The sequence below is a fragment of the Rhodococcus olei genome (assembly GCF_039540555.1).
GTDB classification, from domain to species: domain Bacteria; phylum Actinomycetota; class Actinomycetes; order Mycobacteriales; family Mycobacteriaceae; genus Rhodococcus_G; species Rhodococcus_G olei.
This window is the reverse complement of record NZ_BAABFB010000029.1, coordinates 131,455-152,436: the sequence shown is the minus strand read 5'-3', so window position 1 is coordinate 152,436 and position 20,982 is coordinate 131,455. Positions and strand designations below refer to the sequence as shown.

Here is a 20,982-nt window from a genome sequence, read left to right as displayed (position 1 = left end):
CTTCGTCGACCTCCTGTGTCAGTCTTCTCAGCGAGCGGCTCTGCGACGGCCGAGCTCTCGGGTATTCATCTACTTCGCACGATGACCGTGCGTCACACTACAACACCCGAAGTTACCGGCTGGTAACTTGAGCGGGAATCCCGTTCACGATAAGACGGAAACGCCCCCGAAAGGCCTGTGATGTGGACCACGACGGCCCGTACTGGAACACGTGGCAGTAATCTGGCACCGGTGAGTGACTCATCTGCACCGATGACCGGCACCGCCGGTGCGACGACCGTCGCGGCCGGCGACCACGCGACCCTGCCGCTGACCGGCGAGCGCACGGTTCCGGGCGTGCCCGAGGAGAACTACTGGTTCCGCCGCCACGAGGTGGTCTACCAGCGCCTCCTCGACCGCTGCGCCGGTCGGGTCGTCCTCGAGGCCGGATCGGGAGAAGGCTACGGCGCCAACATGATTGCCGACGTCGCCGAGAAGGTCATCGGCGTCGACTACGACACCTCGGCGGTCGAGCACGTCCGCTCCCGGTACCCGCGTGTCGACATGCGTCAGGGCAACCTCGCGGACCTCCCGCTGGCCGACGCGAGCGTCGGGACGATCGTCAACTTCCAGGTGATCGAGCACCTGTGGGACCAGGCGCAGTTCCTCGCCGAGTGCCATCGCGTCCTGACCCCGGGCGGCGAACTGCTGATCAGCACCCCGAACCGGATCACGTTCTCCCCCGGCCGGGACACCCCGCTCAACCCGTTCCACACCCGCGAACTCAACGCCGCCGAACTGACCGAACTGCTGGAGCAGGCCGGGTTCGAGGTCACCACGATGACCGGCGTGCACCACGGCCCCCGGCTGCGCGAACTCGACGCCGTCCACGGCGGGTCGTTCATCGACGCGCAGATCGACCGCGCACTCGCCGGCGAGCCCTGGCCGGCCGACCTGGTCCGCGACGTCGAGGCGATCACGATCGACGACTTCGCCCTCGCCGAGGCCGACATCGACGCCAGCCTCGACCTGGTGGCGATCGCCCGCAAGCCCGGCGCGGCCTCCGCCGCCCGAGCACCCGAGGCCGACGGATGACCACCCCCCGTCAACCGGGGATGTTCGCCCTGGTGCTGCACTCGCACCTGCCGTGGCTGGCCAACCACGGTCGCTGGCCGGTCGGCGAGGAGTGGCTCTACCAGTCGTGGGCGGCGACCTACCTGCCGGTCACGCGGGTGTTGCGCACCCTCGCCGAGGAAGGCAGGCAGAACCTGCTCACGCTGGGCGTCACGCCGGTGCTCGCGGCGATGCTCGACGACCCGCACTGCCTGTCCGGGATGCACCACTGGCTCGGCAACTGGCAGCTGCGCGCCCACGAGGCCGCCCTGATGCCCGACCGCGCGCGCCGGGACCTCGGTGCCCGCGAGCACCGGCTCGCCGCGCACGCACTCACCGACTTCGAGGAGCGCTGGCGGCACGGCGCGTCACCGGTGCTGCGCCGTCTGATCGACGACTCCACGATCGAACTGCTCGGCGGTCCGCTGGCCCACCCGTTCCAGCCGCTGCTGCACCCGCGACTGCGCCGCTTCGAGCTCGCCGAGGGGCTCGCTGACGCCGAAATGCGCTGGGGCACAAGGCCTTCCGGAATCTGGGCGCCCGAGTGCGGGTACACCCCCGGCATGGAGGTCGAGTACGCGCAGACCGGGATCACCCACTTCATGGTGGACGGTCCCTCCCTGCGCGGCGACACCTCGCTCGGCCGCCCGGTGCGCGAGTCCGACGTGGTCGCCTTCGGCCGTGACCTGCAGGTCTCCTACCGGGTGTGGTCGCCGAAGTCCGGTTACCCGGGCCACGGCGCCTACCGCGACTTCCACACCTACGACCACGACACCGGCCTCAAGCCGTCCCGGGTGACCGGCAAGACCGTCGACTCGAAGGACAAGGCGCCGTACGACCCCGAGCTCGCGGCCGCGGCCGTCGACCGGCACGTCGAGGACTTCGTCGCCACCGTCGTCGAGCGGATCCGGTCCGAGCGCGACCGCACCGGCCGGGACGCGCTCGTCGTCGCCGCGTTCGACACGGAGCTGTTCGGGCACTGGTGGTTCGAGGGACCGCAGTGGCTCGAGAAGGTGCTGCGGGCGCTGCCCGAGGCGGGCGTCGAGGTCGGCACCCTGTCGCAGGCCCGGGCGAAGGGATTCGTCGGCGAACCCGTCGAGCTGAACGACTCGTCCTGGGGCAGCGGCAAGGACTGGCGGGTGTGGGCCGGCGACCAGGTCTCCGACCTGGTCCAGCTGAACTCCGAGGTGGTGCAGACCGCGCTCGACACCGTCGACAAGGCCCGTGACTCGCAGCGCGCGCCGGGCAGGCCCGAGCTGCGGGACCGCGTCAACGACCAGATCCTGCGCGAGGCGATCATGACGGTCCAGAGCGACTGGGCGTTCATGGTCAGCAAGGACAGCGCGGCCGGCTACGCCCGCGACCGCGCACACAAGCACGCGCACGCCACCCGGGAGATCGCCGAGGCGGTGGCGTCCGGCCACCCGGATCGGGCGCGTCGCCTCGCCGACGGCTGGAACCACGCCGACGGACTGTTCCCCGGTCTGGACGCGCGCCGACTACCCGACGATGTCACGGAGGGGTGACATGAAGATCCTGATCGTGTCGTGGGAGTACCCACCGGTGGTCGTCGGCGGACTCGGCCGGCACGTCCACCACCTGGCCACCGAGCTCGTCGAGGCGGGCCACGAGGTCGTCGTGTTGTCGCGGCGGCCGACCGGCACCGACGCGGCCACCCACCCGACGATCACGCACATCGCCGACGGTGTCCTCGTCGTCGCGGTGGCGGAGGATCCGCCGCACTTCGTGTTCGGCGAGGACATGCTCGCCTGGACACTCGCGATGGGACATGCGATGGTCCGCGCCGGCATCGGCCTGGCCCGGCCCGGGATCGGCGAGGGGTGGCGGCCCGACGTCGTGCACGCCCACGACTGGCTGGTCGCGCACCCGGCGATCGCGCTCGCCGAGTACTACGACGTGCCGCTGGTGTCGACGTTGCACGCCACCGAGGCCGGCCGGCACAGCGGATGGCTGTCGGGGACGATCAACCGGCAGGTGCACTCCGTGGAGTGGTGGCTCGCCAACGAGTCCGACTCGATCATCACCTGCTCCGCCTCGATGGAGGAGGAGGTGACCGAGCTCTACGGGTCGAGCCTGGCGCCGATCACGGTGATCCGCAACGGGATCGACGTCGCCACGTGGAGCTACCGGGACCGCGGGCCGCGGTCCGGGCCGCCGCGGCTGCTGTTCGTCGGACGGCTCGAATACGAGAAGGGCGTCCAGGACGCGATCGCCGCGCTCCCCCGGATCCGGCGCAGCCACCCCGGCACCACCCTCGCGGTCGCCGGGGAGGGCACCCAGTACGAGTGGCTGCGAGAGGAGGCCCGCACGCACCGCGTGCTGCGGTCGGTGAACTTCCTCGGCGGCCTCGACCACACCGAGCTGCTCGGCTGGCTGCACGGCGCCGACGCGATCGTGCTGCCGAGCCGGTACGAGCCGTTCGGCATCATCGCGCTCGAGGCCGCCGCCGCAGGCACCCCGCTCGTCGCGTCCACGGCGGGTGGGCTCGGTGAAGCCGTCGTCGACGGGGTGACCGGACTGTCGTTCCAGCCCGGGGACGTCGACGGGCTGACCTCCGCGGTCCGCGAGGTCCTCGACGACCCGGCCGCCGCGCAACGCCGGGCCCGGGCGGCCCGCGAGCGGCTGACCGAGGACTTCGACTGGCACCAGGTCGCGCTCGACACCGCGCAGGTCTACCTGAGCGCGAAGCGCCGGGTCCGGCACCCGCTGGCGCGTCCGGACATCCCGCAGCGGCCCCTCCCGGACCGGTAGGGCACCGCGCCTGTGTGGTTGCGCGAGGCCACCACACAGGCGCGGCGGGCGGCTACTGCGCCGCGGCGGCCGCCTTCTTCCGCTCGATGTCCTCGAGCGCGGCGATGTACTTCGCGCGCTCCTCGGCCCCGGCCTCCCAGGCCTCCTTGCGGTTCTTGACGACCTTCGCCGGCGCTCCGACCGCGATGCTGTAGTCGGGCACCTCGCCCTTGACGACGGCGTGCGCACCGAGCACACAGCCGCGGCCGGTGATCGTGTTCCGCAGCACGGTCACCTTCGCGGCGATCCAGGTGTCGGGGCCGATCCGCACCGGGCCCTTGACGATGCCCTGGTCCTTGATCGGGGTGTTGACGTCGTCCATGCGGTGGTCGAAGTCGCAGATGTAGCACCAGTCGGCGACCAGCGTCGAGGCGCCGATCTCGATGTCGAGGTAGGTGTTGACGACGTTGTCCTTGCCGAACACGACCTTGTCCCCGATGCGGAGCGAGCCCTCGTGACACCGAATCGCGTTGCCGTCACCGATGTGGACCCACCTGCCGATCTCGAGCCGGGACAGGCCCGGCGTCGAGTGGATCTCGACCCGCTTGCCGAGGAAGACCATGCCGCGCAGGATCACGTGCGGGTTCGCCAGTTTGAACTTCGCGAGCCGGTAGTACCGGACCAGGTACCACGGCGTGTACGCCTTGTTCGCGAGCACCCAGCGCAGCGAGTCGCGGGTCAGGAACTTCGCCTGGTCCGGATCGGTCCGCCTGGATCCACGCCACCTCGTGCGCATCGGTGCGCCCCACATGCTGGTCATGACCGAACAGCCTACGTTCAGCGATGGTGAGGCCGGTCACGACCCGGCACCGCCGGTCCCCCGACCAGGTCCATTCCCCCGAGCATCAGCGCGACCGCGACCGCCCCGACCGCGACCACGGCGACGGCGAGCACCGAGTTCGTCATCACACCGATCAGCGCGGTGGCGCCGAGGATCAATCCGATGACGATGGCGACGCCGGCTCCACGGGTTCCGAGCAGGTGGTCGACGTCGCCGTCATCGGCGGCGTTCACGGCTCGTTCCGCCGGGGTTCTGGTGTCCGCCGCGCCTGCCGATCCCATGACCCATTTGAACACAGAAATCGAAAATGAATTGGCTAATTTGAATTACTAACTACCGAAACAATGAAACAACAATGAATTACCGGACAATCGCGATGCCGGAGTCATCCGGTTCGACCATCGTCGCGATCGCCACCGTCACCGGGGCGGGTGCGCAGTCCCACGTCGGCCTCCCGATAGTGTGCAGCGAGCGAATTCCACACGAGGAGAGACGAATGGGGCGGGTCCTACGGTCGGCGACTGTGTCACTGGCGGCGGTGTCGGTGCTGGTCACCGCCGGCTGCGGCAGCGACTCGCAGGTCACGGACATCTATTCCTCCGGAGGATGGCCGGCGGCCCACGGCGACGCCCGCAACAGCGACGGCAGCGCCGTGACGGGGTCCCGCGCGACCTCCCTCGCCTGGTCGCGCCCGCTCGGCGCACCGACTTCCACACACGCCTCCATCGCGTCGACCGGACAGGTGTTCGCCACCACCCACAGCGACAACGGCTGCAACCTCTGGTCGTTCCAGATGGAGAGCGGGCGCAAACGCTGGTGCACCCGGCTCGGGCCCGGAGTCTCGTCGTCGACGCCGATCGTCGACCGCGCCACCAACGTGTACGTCGGCGAGGACGGCGCGATGAATTCGTTCAACGAGCACGGCCAGCTCCGATGGCGGACGGTGGTCAGCGGCACCCCGATCTCCGCCCAGTTCACCGGGGACGGCAATCTGCTGTTCGTCACCCAGTTCGGCATCGTGTCGGTGCTGAGCCCGCAGACGGGCAAGGAGATCGTGCCGTCGTACCAGCTGATCCCGGCGCCGACCGTCGACCAGGCCGAGAACGTGCCGCTCCCGCCCGCAGCCCTGGGCCTCGACCAGTGCGTGACCGGGTCCCCGGCGTGCCCGGTCGGTGGCGTCCCGGCGATCGACCTCGCGTCCGGCCGCTTCTATCTGACCGTGTGGCGGCCGGGCCGTCCCCAGGCCGACCTGGTCGCGATGCGCTACGGCGACGGCGCGCTGACCGAGGACTGGTCCAGCGACGCGATTCCGGGCGGCACCACGGCGACCCCGGTCCTGTCCGCCGACGGCACCACCGTGTACGTCTACGACCGCAGTGGCGCGCTGTGGGCGCTGGATGCCGCGACCGGGCAGCCACGCTGGCACCACGACCTGGGCTTCCCGGCGGTCGGCACGCCGTCGGTGTCCCCGGACGGCGTGATCGCCGCCGCCGGCAGCGGTGACGGGCGCCTGACCGGACTGCGCGATCGGGGCGACCACGCGGAGGTCGTCTGGGAGCGCAAGGATCTGGTCCAGCTCGGCGTCCCCGCGCAGACGGCCGGTGGGACCGGCTACACGGTCGTGCGCGACGGCACCGACCGGCTCGCGGCGCTGACGTTCGACACGGCCACCGGCGCGACGGTCGACCAGGACGTGCTGCCCGGCGCGACCGGCGTCTCCGTCGGCACCTCGATCGGCCCGGACGGCGAGGTGCTCGTGTCGACCCTGATCGGGGAACTGTTCGTCCTGAAGCCGTGACGCGCCCGGGTCGTCTCGCCTGGCGGCGACCGCCGAGGGCTGCTCGGCCGCGAGGGCCGGACGGGTCGCGGCCGTGGGGCACCCCGGAGCACCGGCGCCCCCGGTGGCCGCGTCCTCGGTCGTGAGTGCGCGGGTACGGGTCAGCGCTCCTCCGGCGTCACCTCGCCGGAGGAGCTGGAGCGGACGGCAGCCCGCGGCGTGTCGGTACTACGCCGGGATGCTCGGGATCAGCGTCGCCCGGGCGTAGACGGTCTCGCCCTCCTTCAGCTGCAGCGCCTCGCTGTCGCCGCGCGTCACCTGCGCGGCGAACAGGTCGCCGGTGGCCGCGTTGCGCAGCTCGACCCGCACCTCGAAGCCCAGGTGCACCACCCGCTCGACGGTCGCGCGGGTGACCCCGGTGGACTCGGCGGTGCCGGCCTTCTGCGCGACCGCCATGCTCGGGTCGCGACCGACCCGGATGTCGTGGGGACGCACCAGCTGGCCGTTCAGCCTCGCAACCGGGCCGAGGAACGACATCACGAACTGGTTCGCCGGGCTGTCGTACAGCTCGCGCGGGGTGCCGACCTGTTCGATGCGCCCCTTGTTGAGCACCGCGATCCGGTCGGCGACGTCGAGCGCCTCCTCCTGGTCGTGGGTCACCAGCACCGTCGTGACGTGCACCTCGTCGTGCAGCCGGCGCAGCCAGGTGCGCAGGTCCTCGCGGACCTTCGCGTCCAGCGCGCCGAACGGCTCGTCGAGCAGCAGCACCTGCGGGTCGACGGCCAGCGCCCGGGCCAGGGCCATGCGCTGGCGCTGACCGCCGGACAGCTGCGCGGGGTAGCGGTGCTGGAAACCGTCGAGCCCGACGATCTCCAGCAGCTCGTTCACCTTCTTCTCGATCTCGGCCTTGGGGCGCTTGCGGATCGAGAGCCCGAACGCGACGTTGTCGCGGACGGTCATGTGCTTGAACGCCGCGTAGTGCTGGAAGACGAAACCGATGTCGCGCTTCTGCGGCGGAACCCCGGTGACGTCCTTGCCCGCGATCGTGATCGTGCCGGAGTCGGGATGCTCGAGGCCGGCGATCGAGCGCAGCAGCGTCGACTTGCCGGATCCGGACGGCCCGAGCAGCGCGGTCAGCGACCCGGACGGGATCTCGAGCGTGAGGTCGTCGAGTGCGGCGAAGTCGCCGTAGTTCTTGCGGGCGCCGATCACCGAAATCATGCGTTGCTCCTCTTCCGGTCCAGCAGCGTCATCAGCAGCAGCGTCACCAGGGCGATGCCCATCAGCAGCGTCGCCGCGCAGTACGCGCCGTAGGTGTTGTGGTCGTCGATGTAGCGCGAGTGCACCAGCAGTGTCAGGGTCTGCGAGACGCCGGGGAATCCGGACGACACCATGATCACGGCGCCGAATTCACCGAGCGACCGGGCGACGGTCAGCACGATGCCGTACGTCAGGCCCCAGCGGATCGCGGGAACCGTGATCCGCCAGAACGTCTGCCACTTGGAGGCGCCGAGGGTCGCGGCGGCCTGCTCCTGCTCGTCGCCGATCTCGTGCAGCACCGGTTCGACCTCGCGGACGACGAACGGCAGGGTCACGAAGATCGTCGCCAGCACCATGCCCGGCAGCCCGAAGATGACCCGGAAGCCGAGTGCGTCGAGTCCGCCGAACCAGCCGTTGACGCCCCACAGCAGGATCAGCGACACGCCCACCACGACCGGCGAGACCGCGAACGGCAGGTCCACGACCGCCTGCACCAGTCCGCGGCCGGGGAACCGGCCGCGGACCAGGGCGAGCGCGGTCACCACACCGAAGATCACGTTGATCGGCACCACGATCGCGACGATCAGCAGCGACAGGTTCAGTGCCGAGATCGCCGCCGGCGTCGAGATCGCCTGGAAGAAGCTGACGATGCCGCGTTCGAAGGTGCGCCAGAGGATCACCACGATCGGCACCAGCAGCAGCATCACCAGGTAGCCGAGTGCGATCACCCGGAGGCTGATCCGGGTCGGGGTCGAGACGTTCACGCCGACTGCTCCTCACGTCGCTGGTCGCGGCTCGCCAGGATCCGCAGCACGAACAGCGTGACGAACGCGATCGCCAGCAGCGCGACCGACACCGCGGCGGCGTTGACCGGGCGGTCGATCTCGATCTGCTGCTGGATGTACTGCGACGTCATCTGGGTTTCCCGCGGGATGTTGCCGCCGATCAGCACGACCGAGCCGTACTCGCCGATGGCGCGCGCGAACGCCAGACCCGCACCGCTGATGATCGCCGGCGACAGCGTCGGCAGGACGACCTTGCGGAAGATGGTCCAGTTGCTCGCGCCGAGCGACGCCGCGGCCTGCTCGACCTCGCGGTCCGTCTCGAGCAGCACCGGCTGCACCGACCGCACGACGAACGGCAGCGTGACGAAGGCGAGGGCGACGACGAGTCCCGGCTGGGTCGCGTTGAGCTGCACCCCGATCGGGCTGTTCGGCCCGTACAGCGACAGCAGCACGATGCTCGCGACGATCGTCGGGAGCGCGAACGGCAGGTCGATCAGGGCGTTGACGATCCGCTTGCCGGGGAACTCGTCGCGCACGAGCACCCAGGCGATCAGCGTGCCCATCACGACGTTGATCAGAGCCACGACGACCGACACCCAGACGGTGACGCGCAGCGACGCGAGCGCCGCCGGGCTGGTGATCGCGTCCCAGAAGCCGGCGATGCCGTCCTCGAACGAGGCGACGGTCAGCGCCGCGAGCGGCAGCAGCACGATCACGCTGAGCCACAGCATCGTGATGCCGATGCCGAGCGGACCGACGGTGCCGGTCACGGTGAACCACCGGCGGCGGCGCGGCCGACGCTCGGCCGGCGCGGGGGTGCGGGGCGGGGCGGCGGTGTCCGGTCCGTGGATCTCGGACACCGTGCCCCCTGTCGTCATGGTTCTGGTCACGGTGAGACTACTTGCTCGCGTTGTCGTAGATCACGGCGATCGACCCGGTGTCCTTCTTGAACACGGAGTCGTCGACGGCCTTCCAGCCGCCGAGGTCGGCGATCGTCCACAACTTCGCCGGCGCCGGGAACGTGTCCGTGAACTCCGCGGCGACCGCGGGGTCGACCGGACGGAAACCGGCCTCGGCCCACAGCTTCTGGGCCTGCGGCGTGTACAGGAAGTCGCGGAAGTCGGTCGCCTGCTTCAGGACCTTGCTGTTCTGGAGCACCGCGACCGGGTTCTCGATCTTGAACGTCGTCGGCGGGGTCACGTGCTCGACCGGATCGCCGTTGCGCTCGGTGAACAGCGCCTCGTTCTCGTAGCTGATCAGCACGTCGCCGGTCCCCTGCAGGAACGTCTCGGTGGCCTCCCGGCCGGACTTCGGCTGCACCTTCACGTGATCGGCGACGAGCTTCGAGACGTAGTCGAGACCGGCCTGCGGGTTCTTGCCGCCGTCGCTCTTGGCGGCGTAGGGGGCCAGCAGGTTCCACTTCGCCGACCCGGAGCTGAACGGGTTCGGGGTGACCACCTCGACACCCGGGGCCAGCAGATCGTCCCAGTCCTTGATGCCCTTCGGGTTGCCCTTGCGGACGACCAGCGTGACGACCGATCCGAACGGAATTCCGTTGTAGGCGTCCTTGTTCCAGTCGGCGCTGACCAGGCCGGCGTCGACGAGCCGGGTGACGTCGGGTTCGACCGAGAAATTGACGACGTCGGCCTGGGCACCGTCCTTCACCTTGCGCGACTGGTCGCCGGACGCACCGTAGGACTGCTGGAAGTCGACGTTCGCGCCGGCTTCGGTCTCCCGGAACGCCGGAATGACCTTGTCGAAACCGGGCTTCGGAACCGCGTACGCGTACAGGCTGATCGTGCCGCCGCTGGCGCCGCCGGACGCGCCGTCCGAGCCCCCTCCGGCGACGTCACTGGATCCGCCCGCGCAGGCGGTCAGCGCGACCGCGCCGGCGGTGAGGGCGGCGGCCAGCAGGACGCCGGAGCGGGTGAAACGGGCACGAACACTCATCGGAAATGCCTTTCACGGATTCGCCGGGTGCGGCGAAAGGGTGTCGGTCGTGGCGACCGCCGCGAACCCCGCGGCCGACGGGCTGCGGTGTCGCGGACACAGGAATTGTGAGAAGAGGTGCCCTCTACGTGGGGCGGCCCGGCCGGGGCTCGGGGAGCACTCGGGCTGCGAACAGCAATCCGGCAGACGTTATCGACAACAGTCGATGTCGGCGACTGCGAGCATGCCGACAGCGATCAACGCCAGTTCATGGCGGACCTGGTGCACGGCGGTGGCAGACACGCCGACGAATCTAGCAGAGCGATCGACCGACGCCCAACTGGCGTCACCGGACGATCTAGAGGGTCAACAGCCAGCCGACGAGGACGAGGAGCAGCAGCACGACCAGCACGAGGGTGACACGGGAGCGGGGCATCAGCGCTCACCCGCCGCGGCCTCGACCGACGCCGGCACCCGGTCGCGACCGGCCAGCGCGAGCGCCCGCGCCAACGCGACGTCGAAGATCCGGGCGACTCCGTACGCGCCCGGCAACGCGACCGCCATCACCAGCAGGAGCTGCGGAACGTACGGCAGACCGATGAGCCACAGTTCGAGGCCGTCCCACCAACTGGCGATCGCATTCACGCTCCCACCCTAGCCTGAGCACTGAGGTGGACGACATCGCCCACCAGGCTCATGATGTGCAGATGACGGCCATCGAGCATGACGTCGACGGGCACGACGCGGACGACGACCTGCCCCGGAACCTGCCGGCGACGGTTGACCCCGAGCACCGCAGTTCGTTCCCCCCGATCGACGACTACGCCTTCCTCTCGGACTGCGAGACGACGTGCCTGATCGCCCGCAACGGCTCGGTCGAGTGGATGTGCCTCCCCCGACCCGACTCACCGAGCGTGTTCGGGTCGGTACTCGATCGCAGCGCCGGCCACTTCCGGATCGGCCCGTACGGACAGAACGTCCCGGCCGCCCGGCGCTACCTGCCGGGCGGGCTGATCGTCGAGACCACGTGGCAGACCGAGACCGGGTGGCTGATCGTCCGCGACGCCCTGGTGATGGGGCCGTGGCACAACAACGACCAACGCTCCCGCAGCCACCGGCGCACCCCCACCGACTGGGATGCCGAACACATCCTGCTGCGCACGGTCAAGTGCGTCAGCGGCGTCGTGGAGTTGGAGATGAGCTGCGAGCCGTCGTTCGACTACCACCGGTCTCCGGCGAAGTGGGAGTACACCGGCAAGGTGTACGAGGAGGCGACCGCGAGCTGCGACGGCAGTGCCCTCGGGGAGCATCCGCTGCTGCGTCTGACCACCGACCTCAAGCTGGGCATCGAGGGCCGCGAGGCACGCGCCCGCACCCGGATGAAGGAGGGCGACAACGTCTTCGTGGCCCTGTCGTGGTCGGACCTGCCTGCGCCGCGCACGTTCGACGAGGCCGCCGCGAGGATGTGGCAGACCGCCGAGTGCTGGCGGCAGTGGATCACGATCGGGCGCTTCCCCGACCACCCGTGGCGCGGGTACCTGCAGCGCAGCGCCCTCACCCTCAAGGGACTGACGTACGCGCCGACCGGCGCCCTGCTCGCCGCGTCCACCACCTCGCTCCCGGAAACCCCTGGTGGACAGCGCAACTGGGACTACCGGTACGCCTGGGTTCGGGACTCGACGTTCGCCCTGTGGGGCCTCTACACCCTCGGCCTCGACCGCGAGGCCAACGACTTCTTCGCGTTCATCTCGGACGCGTCCCGGGCCGACGACGGACACCCGAATCCGCTGCAGGTGATGTACGGCATCGGCGGCGAGAAGACCCTCGAGGAGACCGAACTCGGCCACCTCGGCGGGTACGACGGCGCACGACCGGTGCGGATCGGCAACGGCGCCTACAACCAGAAGCAGCACGACATCTGGGGCACGATGCTCGACTCCGTGTACCTGCACGTGCGCTCCCGCGACCAGGTCCCGGACGCGCTGTGGCCGCTGCTCAAGCGTCAGGTCGAGGAGGCGATCAAGCACTGGCGGCAACCCGACCGCGGCATCTGGGAGGTGCGCGGGGAGCCGCAGCACTTCACGTCGTCGAAGGTGATGTGCTGGGTGGCCCTCGACCGGGGGACGAAGCTGGCGAAGCTGCACGGCGAGAAGTCGTACGCGATGCAGTGGGCGGCGATCGCCGAGGAGATCAAGGCCGACGTGCTCGCGCACGGCGTCGACGAGCGCGGGGTGTTCACCCAGCGCTACGGGCATCCGTCCCTGGACGCGTCGCTGCTGTTGGTCCCGCTGCTGCGGTTCCTGCCGCCCGACGACCACCGGGTCCGGGCGACGGTGCTGGCGATCGCCGACGAACTCACCGAGAACGGACTGGTGCTGCGCTACCGCGTCGAGACCACCGACGACGGGCTGTCCGGCGAGGAGGGCACGTTCACGATCTGCTCGTTCTGGCTGGTGTCGGCGCTCGTCGAGATCGGCGAACTGTCCCGCGCGAAGCACCTGTGTCAGCGCCTGCTCGGCTTCGCGAGCCCGCTGAAGCTGTACGCGGAGGAGATCGACACCCGCAGCGGACGTCACCTCGGCAACTTCCCGCAGGCGTTCACGCACCTGGCACTGATCAACGCGGTCGTACACGTCATCCGCGCCGAGGAGTCCGCCGACACCGGCGCCTTCCAGCCCGCCCACTCCCCCACCTGACCGCGGGGTGCAGCGCGTCAGGCGAAGCGGGACAGCAGTCGCTCCGCGTCCTCGGCGATCCTCCGCACGACGTCACCGGCCGGCCGCGCCTCGTGCACCAGGCCGACCGCCTCGCCGGCGTACACGACGCCGCGCCGCGGATCGGCCGGGTCGTAGCCCGACTCGAGCTGCTCGTCGGCGACGTCGGTGCCGTGAAAGTCACGGGTGAAGTCGTTCGCGATCGCCCGCCCGCCCCACCGCTCCGGCCACGGCTGGTGCCGCGCCCGGTCGAAGACGGAGGTGTAGACGGTGTCGGCGCTGCCTGCGTCGACGACGGCGGTGCGCGCGTAGTCCGGGCCGACCGTCTCCGGGCTGGCGAGCAGGGCGGTGCCGATCACCGCACCCTGCGCACCGGCCGCGATGACCGCGGCCAGGCCCCGGCCGGTCCCGATGCCGCCCGCCGCCAGCACCGGCAGGTCGGTGGCGTCGAGGAGTTCCTGCAGCAGCGGCAGCGTCCCGATCCGGCCGGTGTGACCGCCGGCCTCCCCGCCCTGCGCGACGATCACGTCCACGCCGGCGCGGTCGGCGACCCGCAGGTCGTCGAGCGTGTTCACCTGGGAGGCAACGAGAATCCCGGCGTCGTGCACCCGCGGCACGTACGGCGCCGGGTCGCCGAACGACAGCGACACCAGCGTCGGCCGTTCCGCGATCGCCGCCGCCAGCAGCGTGTCGTCGGCGTCGAGCGACCAGGTCATCAGACCGATGCCGACGCGTCCGCCACGCTCACGCGCGACCGCGGCCTCGGCGGCGATCCACTCCGGCGTGGTGTACCGGGCGGCGCCGAGCATCCCCAGGCCACCGGCCTTCGAGACCTCGCCGGCCAGCGCGCCGCCGGCGCGTCCCCCCATCGGGGCGCCGAGGATCGGCACCTCGAGCCCCAACGTCGTCGTCAACCAGGTCTCGAGCACACCGCATCCTTTCCCGGCCCCACCGCCCGTGAGTGATCCACCCCGGTCGGGGTGAGGACCGCTCACGGGCGCGGAGCGTCTACTTCTTGGGCTTGTCCGCCACCGACTCGTTCGACAGCGCCGCGACGAAGGCCTCCTGCGGGACCTCGACCCGACCGATGGTCTTCATCCGCTTCTTGCCCTCCTTCTGCTTCTCGAGCAGCTTGCGCTTACGGCTGATGTCGCCGCCGTAGCACTTGGCGAGCACGTCCTTGCGGATCGCGCGGATGTTCTCTCGGGCGATGATCTTCGAGCCGATCGCGGCCTGGATCGGCACCTCGAACTGCTGGCGCGGGATCAGCTCGCGCAGCTTGGTGGTCATCTTGTTGCCGTATGCGAACGCGCCGTCCTTGTGCACGATGGCGCTGAACGCGTCGACGGCCTCGCCCTGGAGCAGGATGTCGACCTTGACGAGCGCGGCCTGCTGCTCGCCCGCCTCCTCGTAGTCGAGGCTGGCGTAACCCTTCGTCCGCGACTTGAGGGCGTCGAAGAAGTCGAACATGATCTCGCCCATCGGCAGCGTGTAGCGCAGCTCGACGCGGGTCTCCGAGAGGTAGTCCATGCCACCGAGTTCGCCGCGGCGGCTCTGGCACAGCTCCATGATCGCGCCGGTGTACTCGCTCGGGGCGATGACGGTGCACTTGGCCATCGGCTCGTACACCTCGCGCACCTTGCCCTCCGGCCAGTACGACGGGTTGGTCACCTCGTGCTCGGAGCCGTCCTCCATGATCACGCGGTAGACGACGTTCGGCGCGGTGGAGATGAGGTCGAGGCCGAACTCACGCTCGAGCCGGTCGCGGGTGATCTCCATGTGCAGCAGGCCGAGGAAGCCGCAGCGGAAGCCGAAGCCCAGCGCCACCGACGTTTCCGGCTCGTAGGCGAGCGCGGCGTCGTTGAGGCGCAGCTTGTCCAGCGCGTCGCGCAGCACCGGGTAGTCGGAGCCGTCCATCGGGTACAGACCGGAGTAGACCATCGGCTTGGGGTCGCGGTAGCCGGTCAACGGCTCGGTCGCGCCGTTGCGGAAGGTGGTGACGGTGTCGCCGACTCGCGACTGGCGGACGTCCTTGACGCCGGTGATCAGGTAGCCGACCTCGCCGACGCCGAGGCCGACGGTGGCCTTGGGTTCGGGCGAGATGATGCCCACCTCGAGCAGTTCGTGGGTGGTGCCGGTCGACATCATGGTGATCTTCTCGCGCGGACGGATCTTGCCGTCCACCACTCGCACGTAGGTGACGACGCCGCGGTAGGCGTCGTAGACCGAGTCGAAGATCATCGCGCGCGCCGGACCGTCCGCGTCGCCGACCGGGGCAGGCACCTGCTTGACGACCTCGTCGAGCAGTTCCTTGACCCCGACGCCGGTCTTGCCGGAGACCCGCAGCACGTCCTCCGGCTCGCAGCCGACGATGTGCGCGATCTCGGCGGCGTACCTGTCCGGGTCGGCCGCCGGCAGGTCGATCTTGTTGAGCACCGGGATGATGGTGAGGTCCTTCTCCATCGCCAGGTACAGGTTGGCCAGGGTCTGGGCCTCGATGCCCTGCGCGGCGTCGACGAGCAGCACCGCACCCTCGCAGGCCTCGAGCGCGCGGGAGACCTCGTACGTGAAGTCGACGTGGCCCGGCGTGTCGATCAGGTGCAGGACGATCTGCTCGGTGCTGCCGTCCTCGTTCTCGACGGTCCACGGCAACCGGACGTTCTGCGCCTTGATCGTGATGCCGCGCTCGCGCTCGATGTCCATCCGGTCGAGGTACTGCGCGCGCATCGCGCGCTCCTCGACGACACCGGTGAGCTGCAACATCCGGTCCGCCAGCGTCGACTTGCCGTGGTCGATGTGCGCGATGATGCAGAAGTTCCGGATCTTCGACGGATCCGTGAACGTCTGTTCCGCGAAATTGCTGGTCAAACCCTGTTCCCTCATCTCACTCGGCACCGACAACGGCAGGGACCCTTCGCCTGTCCCGCGGCGGCACCGGCTCCCCCGGTCCCGTGCCCCTCTCATCATCCCCTGGACACGGATGTGGGTACACATCGAGGGTCACCCTGCACGGCCGGGCGGTGCATCGGACACCTCGCACCCGCGCGGCGGTTCGGGATCGACCGGGCCCGTCTGCGCGATACCCTCGGGCTCGAACAGTGGTACGCAATCACCAGCGGAGAACTCCCGACTGCAGAGGTGGTGGGCCCGCCATGACCGAAGCGTCTGCGCCCGGCGGTTCCGACTGGACCGGTGGCCGGCAACGGGTGCTCGCGATCCTGCTCGCGATGGCGATGTTCGTCCTGGTCGTGGACACCTCGCTGATGAACGTGTCGATCTCGGCGGTGGTGCGCGACCTGGACACCACGGTCAGTGGGGTGCAGGCGGCGATCGCGCTCGAGGCGCTGGTGTCGGCCGCGTTCATCCTGATCGGCAGCAGGGTCGGCGATCTCATCGGACGCAGGCGCGCCTACGTGCTGGGCCTGCTCGGCTACGCGACGGGCGCCGCGGCGATGGCGCTCGCCCAGAGCCTGACCGCGGTGATCGTCTTCTGGGCCGTGATCGGCGGGATCGGGGCGTCGCTGCTGCTCCCGGCGATGCAGTCCCTCGTGCACGGCAACTTCGAAGGCGCCGTCCAGCGGAAGGTCTACGCCCTGGTCGGCGCCGCGGCCGCGATCGCCGCCGCCGTCGGGCCGCTGCTCGGCGGCTTCGTCACCACGTACCTGTCCTGGCGCATCGCGTTCGTCGTCGAGGTGGTGATCATCGTGGTCGTGCTGTCGGGGATCCGGCTCGTCAGCGACGTGCCGTACACCGGGCCCCGCGGCGTGGACACGGTCGGTGCCGCGCTCTCCGTCGTCGGAATGGGCGGCATCGTGCTCGGAATCCTGGTGTGGCAGGAGGGCGGCGAGGCGGTTGCCGCTTTCCTCGTGACCGGTGCGGTGGCGCTGGCCGGTCTCGCCCGCTGGTTGCTGCGACGCGAACGACGCGGCGAACCCGCCCTGCTGGACCCGGATCTGTTCCGGTCGAAGGTGTTCAGGCTGGGCGTCACCCAGCAGATGCTCCAGCAGATCGCCTTGGGCGGCACGATGATCGCGCTGCCGATCTACCTGCAGATGGTGCTCGAATACAACGCGATGCAAGCGGGTCTGTCCCTCGCTCCCCTGTCGCTGAGCATGTTCGTCGTGGCGTTGCTGGCCGGGAAGAAGGCCGGCGATCGAAGCCCGAGCGGCATCATCCGGTGGGGATTCGTGCTCGCCACCGTCGGGATCGCGATGCTGATCCCGCTCGTGCCCCGGGCCGAGTTCGGGTGGGCGCTGCTGGCACCCCTGGTCGTCGCCGGCTCGGGATTGGGACTGCTGGTCTCGCAGCTGAACAACTACACGCTCGCCCCGATCTCGGAGGAACGCGTCAGCGAGGCCGCAGGCACGAACTCCGCGGCCGGATCGTTCGGGTTGTCGTTCGGTCTGGCCTTCGCCGGCGCGCTCCTGTTGGCGACGCTGTCGATCACGTTCACGGCGATGGCGCAGTCGAGCACGGTGCTCCCGCCGGCCGAACAACAGCAGGTGGCGCAGGTCCTCGAGGACGACGCGGAGGTCATGAGCAACACCGAACTCGACGCGCTGCTCGCCGGCCAACCGCCGGAGATCCGGGACGAGATCGTCCGCATCAACACCGAGGCCCGCCCGGTGGCCCTGCAGGTCGCTCTCCTCGTTCCGGTCCTCGCGGGACTGCTCGGGCTGCTGAACTCGTTCCGCATGCCGCGCGCATCCGCGCCGCCGTCGACCGAGCCGGTCGACGACGCCGATCCGGACCGGCACCCGTCCTGACGCACCGGCGGAATGCGCTGACCACGCGCCCGCCGGACGCCGGTCAGCGCGGCAGGTCGGCGGCGATCATGTCGGCGACGGCCTGCATGCCGCGCTCGTTGAAGTGGATAGGCTGCGCCTCGGACGTCGGGATCAGGCCCTCGAACCACTTGTCCTGCGGCGCCGCGCACGGATCGTGCCCGCCGTCGACGGCCGCCCGGCCGATGTCGACGAACGTCGCGCCGTGGTGTGCCGCGGCGTCGCGGTAGATCTGGTTGAACCGGTCGAAATAGCCGACCAGCCACTTCGCGTCCTCGTCCGAGTACGGCACCGACGGCCAGCAGCCGCGGTTGCCGATCGCGCCGCCGTGCCCGATGATCACGATCCGCGCGTGCGGTGCCTTGGCCCTGATCGCACCGATCACCCGGTCCACCTTCGGGCCCGCCGTGGCGATGCCCTCGACCGCCTTCTGCTCGATGTCCGGGTTGTCCCGGCAGTGCCGATCGGTGTCCGGGGTCCAGGCCATGCAGCCCTCACGAGTGATGACGACATGATTCGAGCCGACGCCGCCGATGCTGATCGTGACCAGGTCGGTGTCCGGGGTGACGGCGTCGATCTGCGGCTGTGACACGGTCGGGCCGAGTTGCTGCGGCCGGTCGACGATGTTCTCGGTGCGGGCCGCGATACACGTGACATCGGTGAACGAGGCGGCGCCGATCATCCGCGCCAGCTTGGAGGGGTAGTTCTGGTCCGAGCGCATGCAGAAGTCGCGGTGCGAGCGGGTGTCGATGAACGGGCCCGCGGCGCGCGAGTCCCCGAGCGCGACGTACTTGATTCCCGCCGGAGCCTCGCCGGCGGCCGCGACCCCGGTTCCCGATGTCAGCAGCGCCAGCACCGCCGACGCCGCCGCAACCACGACCCTTCCGAATGACGAACCCACCGCACTCCCTTTCGTGCCTCCGCCGACGTGTGCGCAGGCATCATGCCCCAGCAACACCCGCCGCGTGCCCCGGTTAGGTTGGATTCATGGCTTCGACGTGGAATCGGATCGGCAGGCAACTCGGCGACATCGTGTTGCGCGAGGCACCGCGCCTGCTCCGTGGATTGCAGCAGTCCGGCGCGGCGCCCCGGAAGAAGTCCCCGGCGCGCGCAGCCGCGCCCCTGCCCGGCCGGCCGGTGGCCGAGGTGGCGGTTCCGACCGCGCACCGCGCCCGCACCGTCGAGTACGCCCCGGACCTCGACGGCCGGGCCGATCCCGGCGAGATCGTGTGGACGTGGGTGACCTACGAGGAGGATCCCGGCCGGGGCAAGGACCGTCCGGTCCTCGTGGTCGGACGCGACCGCGACACCCTGCTCGGGCTCATGCTCTCGTCGAACTCGGATCGGGACGGCCAGCGGAACTGGATGGCGCTCGGCGCCGGGGCCTGGGACGGCGAGCATCGACCGAGCTGGCTACGCCTGGATCGGGTCCTCGACGTGCCGGAAGCCGGGATCCGGCGTGAGGGCGCGGTCCTCGACCGGCGTCGCTTCGACCAGGTGGCCGACCGGCTCCGTCGCGACTACAGCTGGCGCTGAGCCGGCCGACGACGGCTCGTCCGGATGAGGGACTGACGGATTGTCCGGACAGACGAATGGAGCCGCCGCCCGACCGGGCGGCGGCTCCCCTCGTCGTACGGGAGTGTGCAGAGGGACCGTCAGTCGTAGAGGCGGTTGTAGCGACCGAACAGCCCGCGGTAGGCAAGGGCGCCGAGCGCCCCGCCGATCAGCGGGAACACGATGAACGCCCACAGCTGCGCCGGTGCGCCGTTCTGGTACCAGGCGACCGCGAAGCTGCGGGCCGGGTTCACCGACGTGTTGTCGATCGGGATCGACATGACGTGGATGGCGGCGAGGGTGAAACCGATCGCGATTCCCGCGAGCGGGACGTCGGAGATCTGGTCGGTCGCGGCGAGCACGACGAACACCAGCAGAGCGGTCAGGAGCACCTCGACGACGATCATCGCGCCGATCCCGTAGCCGTTCTGCACCACCACCTCACCGAGCGGCCCCTTGATGGCCGACGGGCTGTGCGCACCCCAGCCGTTGGCGCCGAGGCCCGACACCGACCGGTCGTACGACGGCAGGCTCTTGGCGACCGCGTACAGCACGACACCGGCGATGAGACCACCGGCCACCTGCGCCCCGACGTACAACAACGCCTTGGTCGCCTCGATGCGCCCGATCAGGAAGTGCCCGAACGTGACCGCCGGATTGACGTGGCAGCCGGACACCGGGCCGATCGAGTACACCAGGAACAGCAGTGTCAGGCCGAACGCGAGGGCCACCCCCAGGTTCCCGACCTTCGCGCCGGCGACGACGGCGGTTCCGACGGAGACGAACACGAGCACGAACGTGCCGATCCCCTCCGCGATGTATTTCTTGAGGTCCGAGATCTGTTCCTTCTCGACGATTTCCTGCGCTGTAGGGGACATAGGCCACCTTCTGCTCGAGATGTCGGTCGGTTGTGTGAGGAAACTCTCGAACCGGACGGTACGTCAGGAGGGTGGGCACCACAACGACATCGCGCCGTGTCGGCGGCCGCACCCCGGACCGCCCGGAACGGGTCGGCGACGGGTCCCGGACCGGTCGCCGGCGATCGGCCCGGTTTGGGGCATCGGTGCCGACCCTGGTAATCTTGCGAGTCGGTGCCTAGCCGCACCCGAAGCTTTCTCAACCAGAAACCAGCGAATACGACAGGATTTTACGCGTGGCCAACATCAAGTCCCAGGTGAAGCGGATTCGTACCAACGAGCGGCAGCGACTGCGCAACCAGTCGGTGAAGTCCTCGCTGCGTACGGCGATCCGCGCGTTCCGCGAGGCCGCCGCCGCGGGCGAGAAGGACAAGGCCAACGAGCTCCTCGTCTCCGCGAGCCGCAAGCTCGACAAGGCCGCCAGCAAGGGCGTCATCCACGCCAACCAGGCCGCCAACAAGAAGTCGGCTCTCGCCCTGGCTGCGAACAAGCTCTGACCTAGACGTCATCGCTGGAGACCGCCCGGTCCTCGACCGGGCGGTCTTTCGCATGTCCGGGGACCGGATGTGCCGGAGTCC

General features: G+C 69.9%; 20 protein-coding genes. 8 read left to right on the top strand and 12 right to left on the bottom strand.

Annotated features, from left to right (window positions below):
• Nucleotides 1-252: 252 nt before the first annotated feature.
• The 3 genes from ABD951_RS07215 to ABD951_RS07205 are packed head-to-tail and all read left to right on the top strand — an operon-like array spanning nt 253 to nt 3,864.
• Entirely contained in the window at nt 253-1,074 is an 822-nt protein-coding gene (locus tag ABD951_RS07215; protein WP_345343912.1) for a class I SAM-dependent methyltransferase, read from the top strand.
• Nucleotides 1,071-2,618: a 1,4-alpha-glucan branching protein domain-containing protein gene (locus tag ABD951_RS07210; protein ID WP_345343086.1), complete on the top strand. Its 1,548-nt coding sequence runs from the start codon at nt 1,071-1,073 to the stop codon at nt 2,616-2,618. The genes ABD951_RS07215 and ABD951_RS07210 overlap by 4 nt, the downstream gene beginning before the upstream one ends.
• A 1-nt stretch (nt 2,619) precedes the next feature.
• A complete protein-coding gene (locus ABD951_RS07205) occupies nt 2,620-3,864 on the top strand; it encodes a glycosyltransferase family 4 protein (protein WP_345343085.1) in 1,245 nt (414 codons plus the stop codon).
• Between the two features lie 52 nt (nt 3,865-3,916).
• Here the strand turns inward: ABD951_RS07205 and ABD951_RS07200 are convergent, their stop codons facing one another.
• Nucleotides 3,917-4,663 (bottom strand): acyltransferase, encoded by a 747-nt coding sequence (locus ABD951_RS07200; RefSeq protein ID WP_345343084.1) that lies wholly within the window; start codon nt 4,661-4,663, stop codon nt 3,917-3,919.
• A 17-nt stretch (nt 4,664-4,680) separates the two neighbouring features.
• On the bottom strand, nt 4,681-4,917 hold the full coding sequence (locus ABD951_RS07195; RefSeq protein ID WP_345343083.1) for a hypothetical protein: 237 nt from the start codon (nt 4,915-4,917) through the stop codon (nt 4,681-4,683).
• Nucleotides 4,918-5,180: 263 nt separating this feature from the next.
• Between ABD951_RS07195 and ABD951_RS07190 the strand changes: the two genes are divergently transcribed.
• On the top strand, nt 5,181-6,482 hold the full coding sequence (locus tag ABD951_RS07190; RefSeq protein ID WP_345343082.1) for an outer membrane protein assembly factor BamB family protein: 1,302 nt from the start codon (nt 5,181-5,183) through the stop codon (nt 6,480-6,482).
• Between the two features lie 207 nt (nt 6,483-6,689).
• On the opposite strand, the gene ABD951_RS07185 is transcribed toward ABD951_RS07190, so the two are convergent.
• The 6 genes from ABD951_RS07185 to ABD951_RS07160 all read right to left on the bottom strand — a co-directional run bounded on the left by ABD951_RS07185 (nt 6,690) and on the right by ABD951_RS07160 (nt 11,080).
• Nucleotides 6,690-7,682, bottom strand: a complete 993-nt coding sequence (locus tag ABD951_RS07185; RefSeq protein WP_345343081.1) for a sulfate/molybdate ABC transporter ATP-binding protein — start codon at nt 7,680-7,682, stop codon at nt 6,690-6,692.
• Entirely contained in the window at nt 7,679-8,485 is an 807-nt protein-coding gene (gene cysW, locus ABD951_RS07180) for a sulfate ABC transporter permease subunit CysW (protein WP_345343080.1), read from the bottom strand. The genes ABD951_RS07185 and cysW overlap by 4 nt, the downstream gene beginning before the upstream one ends.
• Nucleotides 8,482-9,384 carry a sulfate ABC transporter permease subunit CysT gene (gene cysT, locus ABD951_RS07175; RefSeq protein ID WP_425569806.1) on the bottom strand — a complete coding sequence of 301 codons (903 nt, stop codon included), beginning with the start codon at nt 9,382-9,384 and terminating at the stop codon, nt 8,482-8,484. The genes cysW and cysT overlap by 4 nt, the downstream gene beginning before the upstream one ends.
• 19 nt (nt 9,385-9,403) lie before the next feature.
• The gene (locus tag ABD951_RS07170; protein ID WP_345343078.1) at nt 9,404-10,456 is read right to left on the bottom strand and encodes a sulfate ABC transporter substrate-binding protein; all 1,053 of its coding nucleotides are present in this window, start codon (nt 10,454-10,456) and stop codon (nt 9,404-9,406) included.
• A 189-nt stretch (nt 10,457-10,645) separates the two neighbouring features.
• Entirely contained in the window at nt 10,646-10,738 is a 93-nt protein-coding gene (locus ABD951_RS07165) for an Ms4533A family Cys-rich leader peptide (RefSeq protein ID WP_345343077.1), read from the bottom strand.
• Between the two features lie 132 nt (nt 10,739-10,870).
• Nucleotides 10,871-11,080 (bottom strand): hypothetical protein, encoded by a 210-nt coding sequence (locus ABD951_RS07160; protein ID WP_345343076.1) that lies wholly within the window; start codon nt 11,078-11,080, stop codon nt 10,871-10,873.
• A gap of 62 nt (nt 11,081-11,142) precedes the next feature.
• Between ABD951_RS07160 and ABD951_RS07155 the strand changes: the two genes are divergently transcribed.
• Entirely contained in the window at nt 11,143-13,131 is a 1,989-nt protein-coding gene (locus ABD951_RS07155; RefSeq protein ID WP_345343075.1) for a glycoside hydrolase family 15 protein, read from the top strand.
• Nucleotides 13,132-13,148: 17 nt separating this feature from the next.
• Here the strand turns inward: ABD951_RS07155 and ABD951_RS07150 are convergent, their stop codons facing one another.
• Together ABD951_RS07150 and lepA are read right to left on the bottom strand one after the other, a co-directional pair.
• The gene (locus ABD951_RS07150; protein ID WP_345343074.1) at nt 13,149-14,078 is read right to left on the bottom strand and encodes an NAD(P)H-dependent flavin oxidoreductase; all 930 of its coding nucleotides are present in this window, start codon (nt 14,076-14,078) and stop codon (nt 13,149-13,151) included.
• 79 nt (nt 14,079-14,157) lie between these two features.
• On the bottom strand, nt 14,158-16,032 hold the full coding sequence (lepA, locus tag ABD951_RS07145; RefSeq protein ID WP_345343073.1) for a translation elongation factor 4: 1,875 nt from the start codon (nt 16,030-16,032) through the stop codon (nt 14,158-14,160).
• Between the two features lie 269 nt (nt 16,033-16,301).
• Here lepA and ABD951_RS07140 point away from each other — a divergent pair, with 269 nt between their 5' ends.
• Nucleotides 16,302-17,915, top strand: coding sequence for an MFS transporter (locus tag ABD951_RS07140; protein ID WP_345343072.1), 1,614 nt, complete (start codon nt 16,302-16,304; stop codon nt 17,913-17,915).
• Nucleotides 17,916-17,958: 43 nt separating this feature from the next.
• Here ABD951_RS07140 and ABD951_RS07135 read toward each other — a convergent pair whose 3' ends face one another.
• Nucleotides 17,959-18,834 carry an SGNH/GDSL hydrolase family protein gene (locus ABD951_RS07135; protein WP_345343071.1) on the bottom strand — a complete coding sequence of 292 codons (876 nt, stop codon included), beginning with the start codon at nt 18,832-18,834 and terminating at the stop codon, nt 17,959-17,961.
• An 86-nt stretch (nt 18,835-18,920) separates the two neighbouring features.
• Between ABD951_RS07135 and ABD951_RS07130 the strand changes: the two genes are divergently transcribed.
• The gene (locus tag ABD951_RS07130) at nt 18,921-19,469 is read left to right on the top strand and encodes a type II toxin-antitoxin system PemK/MazF family toxin (protein ID WP_345343070.1); all 549 of its coding nucleotides are present in this window, start codon (nt 18,921-18,923) and stop codon (nt 19,467-19,469) included.
• Nucleotides 19,470-19,588: 119 nt separating this feature from the next.
• Here the strand turns inward: ABD951_RS07130 and ABD951_RS07125 are convergent, their stop codons facing one another.
• Nucleotides 19,589-20,365 (bottom strand): aquaporin, encoded by a 777-nt coding sequence (locus ABD951_RS07125; protein ID WP_345343069.1) that lies wholly within the window; start codon nt 20,363-20,365, stop codon nt 19,589-19,591.
• A 275-nt stretch (nt 20,366-20,640) separates the two neighbouring features.
• On the opposite strand from ABD951_RS07125, the gene rpsT reads away from it, so the two are divergent.
• Nucleotides 20,641-20,901 carry a 30S ribosomal protein S20 gene (gene rpsT / locus ABD951_RS07120; protein WP_345343068.1) on the top strand — a complete coding sequence of 87 codons (261 nt, stop codon included), beginning with the start codon at nt 20,641-20,643 and terminating at the stop codon, nt 20,899-20,901.
• The last annotated feature ends 81 nt before the right edge of the window (nt 20,902-20,982 follow it).

Excerpts from the sequence above, each read along its gene's own strand:
- ABD951_RS07215 (WP_345343912.1), top strand. The coding sequence starts at position 253 with ATGACCGGCACCGCCGGTGCGACGACCGTCGCGGCCGGCGACCACGCG.
- ABD951_RS07210 (WP_345343086.1), top strand. The coding sequence starts at position 1,071 with ATGACCACCCCCCGTCAACCGGGGATGTTCGCCCTGGTGCTGCACTCG.
- ABD951_RS07205 (WP_345343085.1), top strand. The coding sequence starts at position 2,620 with ATGAAGATCCTGATCGTGTCGTGGGAGTACCCACCGGTGGTCGTCGGC.
- ABD951_RS07200 (WP_345343084.1), bottom strand. The coding sequence starts at position 4,663 with ATGACCAGCATGTGGGGCGCACCGATGCGCACGAGGTGGCGTGGATCC.
- ABD951_RS07190 (WP_345343082.1), top strand. The coding sequence starts at position 5,181 with ATGGGGCGGGTCCTACGGTCGGCGACTGTGTCACTGGCGGCGGTGTCG.
- ABD951_RS07185 (WP_345343081.1), bottom strand. The coding sequence starts at position 7,682 with ATGATTTCGGTGATCGGCGCCCGCAAGAACTACGGCGACTTCGCCGCA.
- cysT (WP_425569806.1), bottom strand. The coding sequence starts at position 9,384 with ATGACGACAGGGGGCACGGTGTCCGAGATCCACGGACCGGACACCGCC.
- ABD951_RS07170 (WP_345343078.1), bottom strand. The coding sequence starts at position 10,456 with ATGAGTGTTCGTGCCCGTTTCACCCGCTCCGGCGTCCTGCTGGCCGCC.
- ABD951_RS07155 (WP_345343075.1), top strand. The coding sequence starts at position 11,143 with ATGACGGCCATCGAGCATGACGTCGACGGGCACGACGCGGACGACGAC.
- lepA (WP_345343073.1), bottom strand. The coding sequence starts at position 16,032 with ATGAGGGAACAGGGTTTGACCAGCAATTTCGCGGAACAGACGTTCACG.
- ABD951_RS07140 (WP_345343072.1), top strand. The coding sequence starts at position 16,302 with ATGACCGAAGCGTCTGCGCCCGGCGGTTCCGACTGGACCGGTGGCCGG.
- ABD951_RS07130 (WP_345343070.1), top strand. The coding sequence starts at position 18,921 with ATGGCTTCGACGTGGAATCGGATCGGCAGGCAACTCGGCGACATCGTG.
- ABD951_RS07125 (WP_345343069.1), bottom strand. The coding sequence starts at position 20,365 with ATGTCCCCTACAGCGCAGGAAATCGTCGAGAAGGAACAGATCTCGGAC.